Below are 460 nucleotides of genomic sequence, written 5' to 3' on the forward strand. Positions count from 1 at the left end.
ACTTCGCGCGGCTGGCCCAGACCCGGCTGCGGATGGATCTCCAGCAGACCTGCTCCGTGGAACAGCCCAGCGTCGAACTGCTGCGAGCGGTGATCGCCACCCACCTCGGCGATGCCCGTCTCGCTCAAGAGCCGCTCGAGTCCACCTTGCAGTACCGGATCATGGAGTACATGCGCGCCCATCTCGCCGAGCACGACCTGACCGCGGCCCGCATCGCCCGTACGCACCACATATCAGTGCGGTACCTCTACACGGTCCTGGCCCGGTCGGGGATCACGCTCGGCCACTGGCTCCGGGCCAATCGCCTTGAGCAGTGCCGCAAGGAACTGGGCCACCCACGGGCCAGGTCGATGACGATCGCGGCCATCGCTCATCGCCGGGGCTTTGCCAGCGCCTCCCACTTCAGCCGGGTCTTCAAGGAGGCGTACGGGGTGTCACCGCGCGAGTGGCGGAAGCAGGG

1 protein-coding gene is annotated in these 460 nt (G+C 67.8%); it reads left to right on the forward strand.

The window, feature by feature from the left end; genetic code table 11:
- The coding region (locus TN53_RS42350) for a helix-turn-helix transcriptional regulator (RefSeq protein ID WP_046264237.1) at window positions 1–460 on the forward strand (460 nt) is incomplete at both ends.

Origin of the sequence: Streptomyces sp. WM6386 (genome assembly GCF_000972385.1) — a bacterium.
Classification (GTDB): Bacteria; Actinomycetota; Actinomycetes; order Streptomycetales; family Streptomycetaceae; genus Streptomyces.